The organism is Actinomadura bangladeshensis (genome assembly GCF_004348335.1).
Taxonomy (GTDB): Bacteria; Actinomycetota; Actinomycetes; order Streptosporangiales; family Streptosporangiaceae; genus Spirillospora; species Spirillospora bangladeshensis.
In genome coordinates this window covers 1-5,484 of sequence record NZ_SMJW01000379.1, presented here as the reverse complement: position 1 = coordinate 5,484, position 5,484 = coordinate 1, and the positions used below count along the sequence as shown (strand labels likewise).

Genomic DNA, 5,484 nt, shown 5'->3' with positions numbered 1-5,484 from the left:
CCGCCCGAACCGCCCCGGCTCTGCGGCACGGGGTGCAGCCCCGACCCGCCCGGCCTGTGAGGTGTGCCAGTGAGTACCACGAGGAAGCTCAGAGTCGCCACGGTGATCACCCGCTTCAACGGCGGGGCCGGGCAGGTCGCGCTGAACGGCGCGCTGGCCCTCCCGGACGGCGACTACGAGCGCGCGATCGTCACCGGCGGCGTCGGCATGGACAGCACGGCAGCGTCCACGGGAAACAGCGTCCTCTACGGGGACGATGCCGTCGCGAACGCCGCCGCCGGTGACCTCACTCCGCGGGCGCACGCGGCCGGGATGGAGATCGTCCAGGTGGGGCCGCTGGTGCCGCAGATCTCGCCGCGCGACGACCTGGCCGCGCTGCGCACGCTGACGCGGGTCCTGGCCGACGGGCGTTACGACGTCGTCCACACCCACAGCGCGAAGGGCGGCGTGATCGGCCGGGTCGCGGCGGCCCGCGCCGGGGTGCCGCGCATCGTGCACACCTGGCACGGGTTCCCGTTCAACGAGTTCCAGTCGTTCGCGCGGCGGCGCCTGTATATAGGTCTCGAGCGGATCGCCGCCAAGCGCACCGACGCGTTCCTCGCGATCGGGTCGGAGACGGTGACGACGGCGCTGCGGCTCGGGCTGACGACGCCGGAGCGGGTGCGGCTGTCGTGGCCGGCCGTGGACGTGGACGCCTACGCGGCCGCGCCCGGCTCCCGGGCGCAGGCCCGACGCCGCCTCGACCTGCCGCTCGGCGTGAAGGTCGTGGGGTCGATCGGGCGGCTGACGTTCCAGAAGGGCCCGGAAATCTTCGCGAAGGCGATCGCGCGGCTGCCGGACGACGTGTTCGGCCTGTGGGTCGGCGGCGGCCCGATGGCGGACGAGCTGGAGAAGCTCACCGCCAGGCTCGGCATCGCCGAGCGGATGCGCTGGCTCGGGCACCGCGACGACGTCGCCGACGTGCTGCCCGCGTTCGACGTCATGGCGATGGCGAGCCGGTGGGAGGGGCTCCCGTGCGTGCTGGTCGAGGCGATCGGGGCGGGGATCCCGCTGGTCGCGACGGCCGTCCCGTCCAACCAGGACCTCGTGCTCGCCGGTGAGACGGGCATGCTCGTCCGGCCGGAGGACCCGGAGGGGCTCGCCGCGGGGGTGTCGGCGCTGCTGGACGACCCGGCCGCCGCCGCCCGGATGGCCGGGCGCGCCCGCGCCCGCGTCGGCGCGTGGTTCTCGCCCGCGCACCTCGGGACCGTCCTCGACGAGACCTACCGGGGGAGCTCCGCACGCCCATGACCGCGACCATCGAGGCTCCGCTGGCGGACGGACGGCCGGCGCCGGCGCCGCTGACCCGCCGGACGCGGCTGCCGGCCGTGATGATCGTCGCCGGCATCGCCTCGCTGCCGATGCTCATGCCGGCCGGGCTGGCGCCGGGGCCGGGCAACACCGCGCTGCCCGATGTCGCGCTCGTCGGCGTCACCGCGGCGATGCTGCTGTGGGCGGGTACGCGGCGGCTGCCGGTCCGGTGGCCGTTCCTCATCCCGACGCTGCTGACGATCATCGCGGGCGGCATCGCGGCCGTCGTCAACGACGCGGGCGCGCTCACCCTCGTCAAGGACCTGTTCGTGCTGCTGTGGGCGGTGGGCATCGCGAACTTCGGCCGTGACCCGTCCCTGCTGAAGGTCGCGCTCCGCGCGTTCGTGTGGATCGGGACGTTCTACGCCATCGTCATGATCGTCGGCTTCGTGCTGGGGATCGAGGCGCTGTCGGGCAAGCAGATCGACGGCGAGCGCGCGATGTTCACGTTCGGCGACGCGAACTACGCGTCCAACTGGTTCATCTGCGTCTTCTTCATCGCCCGCGCGAGCCGCTTCCCCGAGACGGCCTGGAAGCGGTGGGCGGTCTGCGGGGTCCTGCTGACCGCCGAGGTCCTGACCGGGTCGAACGGCGGGCTGCTCGCGCTGTGCGTCGCGATCCTGCTCGGCTACCTGTTCCGGCTGTTCCGCGAGGGCAAGGCGCACCACGCCATCGCGGTCGGCGCGCTCGCCGTGTTCGTGGGCGGCGGCGCCGCCGCGCTCGTCTCGGCGGTGAACGTCCAGCCGTTCCTGGACCGGGCCAGCGAGGCGTCCCCGATCCTGCGCGACTCCATCGGGCGGACGACCGGGGAGAGCACCAACTCGCGCAGCACCGTCCTCGCCACCACCATCCAGATGATCGACGACCAGACGCACCCGTGGGGCATCGGACCCGGCCAGACCGAGGAGCAGATGCTGGTGCGGCAGGAGACCTACGTCCGCGAGGCCCACAACGACTACGTGGCGTCCGTGCTCGAACGCGGATTCCTCGGCGGCGTCGCGCTCATCACGCTGGTGTTCGTCCTGCTGCTGAAGTGCGTGCGGATCGCCCGCCGGGGCGCCCTGACCGGCGAGTACGCGCGGCTCGTCCCGCGGCCCGAGCTGTTCGGCGCGCTCGTCGCCGTCTTCCTCGTCTCCGGGCTCTTCTACGAGACCCTCCACTACCGCCACGGCTGGGCGTTCTTCGGGCTCATCGCCGCCCTCGACCTGTTCGGACGCAAGGAGGCGGCATGACCGGCACGCAGTCCCCGGCCGCGGTCGCGCCCGCGCCGGAGTCCCGGCTCCGGCGCCGGCTGCTCGCGCTCGTCGCGGGCAACATGGCCGGACGGATCGGAGCGCTCGGCTCGCTCGGCATCGCCACGATCCTCGTCGCGCGGATCGGCGGGCCGAAGCTCGTCGGCGCGTTCACGCTCGTCCGGATCCTGCCGGGGCTGCTGTGCCAGCTGTCCAGCGCGGGCCTGCCCGGCGCCGCGCCGTTCTTCCTGGCCCGCTCCTCCGACTACGACCAGAGCCGGGTGCGGCCCACCCTCGCCTGGCTGACCGTGATCGGCGCGACGATCTCCGGGTTCGCCTGGCTGGCCCTCACCCCCCTCTTCTACCTGGTGTTCTTCAAGTCGTTCGGGATCTGGGTCACGATCGCCGCCGCCGCGCCGTCCTTCACGCAGGGCTTCGTCTCGGTCGGCAAGGGCCTCCTCCAGGGGACCGACGACCAGCCGGGCGCGAGCCTCGCCATCGCCGTCGAGGAGTTCGTGTTCCTGCCGATCTACCTGGTGATCCTGACCGGCTGGTACGGGCCCGGCGCGCTCATCACCGGGCTCGTGCTCGCCGACGCCGCCGCCGCCGCGTGGATCGCGCGGCGGCTCGCCCGCCGCGGGTTCTTCGCCGGCTGGGGCCGCGCCGACCGGCGGCTCGGCCGCTCCATCGCCGGGTACGGGTTCCGCGGCTACCTCGGCCAGCTCATCGACCTGCTGCAGCTCCGCTTCGACATGGCGCTGCTCGGCGCGCTCGCCGGGCCGAAGGTGCTCGGCGTCTACACGGTCGCGAGCAAGTTCGCCGAGCTGGTGCAGCTGCCGGGGCTCGCGGTCAACTACGTCCTGTACCCCGACTTCGCGAAGGAGGACCGGGAGACCGCGACGAAGCGGACGTCCCGCCTGATCCTGCCCGCGCTGGCCGTGTCGGCGCTGGCCGCGCTGCCGCTCGCGCTCCTCGCCGGGACCGCGCTGCCGTGGATCTTCGGGGACGTGTTCGACGACGCGGTCGTGCCCACCTACATCCGGCTCGCCGGCGTCGTCACGTTCGGCGTGACCGGGCTCGTCATGGCCTACCTGTACGGGGTCGGACGGCCCGGCGCCGCGTCCACCGGGCAGGGCATCGGCCTGGTGGTCGTCGTCGTGCTCGGCGCGGTCCTCATCCCGGCGCACGGCGCGATCGGCGCGGCCGTCGCCACGTCCGTCTCGTTCGTCGCGACCACGGCCGCTCTGCTGGTCTGGTTCCAGCGCGTCAAGAACACCGCATCCGAACCCCCCGCACTCCACGGCAAGGAGTGACCCATGTCCGAGCTCGCGAACCGTCCCGTCGACTCGTCCGACGGCGTCCCCCCGTCCCGGCCGCGCCGCGTGCTGGACGTCGCCGGCGCGCTCACCGGGCTGCTGCTCCTCAGCGTCCCGCTGGTGCTCATCTACGTACTGGTGCGGCTGTCCAGCCCCGGCCCCGGCGTGTTCCGGCAGCGGCGGGTCGGGCAGGGCGGGCGGCCGTTCACCATGTACAAGTTCCGGACGATGCGGCAGGGCGTCGGCGGCCTCACCGTCACCGCCAACTGCGACCCGCGCCTCACGAAGGTCGGCAAGCTGCTGCGGCAGTGGTCGCTGGACGAGCTGCCGCAGCTGGTGAACGTGCTGCGCGGCCAGATGACCCTGGTCGGGCCGCGTCCGGAGACCTACGACCTCGCCGAGCACTACGCGGCGGACTGCCGGTGGATCTTCGACCACCGGCCCGGCCTGACCGGGGTCTCGGAGGTCCGGTTCCGCGACTTCGACGTCCTCGGCCCCGGCGAGGAGGTCGACCTCGTCAACTACATCGAGCGGATCGTGCCCGCCCGCGTCGCCGTCGACGCCGTCTACCTGCGCGATCCGTCGATGCGCGCCACGTTCGGCGCGCTCTGGGACACCGTCAAGCACATCCTCGGCATCCCGATCCCGCCGCTGCGGATCGCCGGGGAGCCGCCGCCGCGCCCCGCCGAGGAGCCCGGCTCCGCCGCCTGACCCGCCCGCCATCGGGGAGCAGACCATGGACATCCGGGACGCCCGGTTCAAGGTGTCGGCGGTCGCGGCCGCGGTCGCCCTGGTGGCCGGATTCCTCCTCTACCTGCAGCACAGGACGTCCGGCTACCAGCCGTACCAGGGGCCGCTCGCGACACCGGGGTCGCCCGCCGCGCAACCCCACAAGACCCGCCGGATCGCGCTCAACACCCGGCCCGCCGACTACCCGCGGCTCAAGGCCCTCGGCTACGACCTGGTGGACGTCAAACCGGACGCGTCCCTCCTCGCCGGCGTGCCCGCCGGGATGCAGGCGCTCCTGTGGGTCGGCAACTTCACCTGCGGCGACTTCGAACTCGACTGGGACGCCTTCCAGCGGGCCGTCCGGCAGTTCGGGCACGACCCCAGGGTCTACGGCTGGTACCTGTCGGACGAGCCGAACACCGGCGACTGCCCCGAGGTCGCGGACGAGATCCGCCGCCGCGCCGCGTACATCGAGCAGAACGCGCCGGGCCAGGTCTCGTTCATCTCCCTCACGGACTGGCCGATGAAGCCCCTCACCCCGAAACGCGTCGGCGTCGACCTCGTCGGCCTCGACCCGTACCCGTGCAAGGGGTCGTCCGAGGCCCGCGAGCACTGCGACATCGGGGCGATCGACCGGATGGTCCGGATGGCCGACGCCGCCGGCGTCCCGCGCACCAGGATCGCGCCCGTCCTGCAGACGTTCGGGCAGAGCTGCACCAAGGGCGACAAGCAGTACTGGCTGCCGACGCAGGCCCAGTTCCGCAAGATCCTCGCCCGCTGGGACCGGCTCGCGCCGCGCCCGCCGCTGGAGATCTCCTACTCCTGGGGCCGCCAGGACCGGTGGGCCTGCCCCACCC

5 protein-coding genes are annotated in these 5,484 nt (G+C 73.2%); all 5 read left to right on the top strand.

Annotated elements, in window-relative coordinates; translation table 11 throughout:
• The first annotated feature begins 69 nt into the window (after positions 1–69).
• Positions 70–1,290 carry a glycosyltransferase gene (locus tag E1284_RS38035; RefSeq protein WP_165965591.1) on the top strand — a complete coding sequence of 407 codons (1,221 nt, stop codon included), beginning with the start codon at positions 70–72 and terminating at the stop codon, positions 1,288–1,290.
• Positions 1,287–2,582: an O-antigen ligase family protein gene (locus E1284_RS38030; protein ID WP_131944988.1), complete on the top strand. Its 1,296-nt coding sequence runs from the start codon at positions 1,287–1,289 to the stop codon at positions 2,580–2,582. Before E1284_RS38035 ends, E1284_RS38030 begins: the two co-directional genes overlap by 4 nt.
• The gene (locus E1284_RS38025) at positions 2,579–3,895 is read left to right on the top strand and encodes a lipopolysaccharide biosynthesis protein (protein WP_131944987.1); all 1,317 of its coding nucleotides are present in this window, start codon (positions 2,579–2,581) and stop codon (positions 3,893–3,895) included. Before E1284_RS38030 ends, E1284_RS38025 begins: the two co-directional genes overlap by 4 nt.
• Before the next feature lie 3 nt (positions 3,896–3,898).
• Complete coding sequence (locus E1284_RS38020) at positions 3,899–4,609, top strand: sugar transferase (RefSeq protein WP_131944986.1); 711 nt, start codon at positions 3,899–3,901, stop codon at positions 4,607–4,609.
• Between the two features lie 25 nt (positions 4,610–4,634).
• A partial coding sequence (locus E1284_RS38015; RefSeq protein WP_207924192.1) for a hypothetical protein occupies positions 4,635–5,484 on the top strand: 850 nt, incomplete at its 3' end.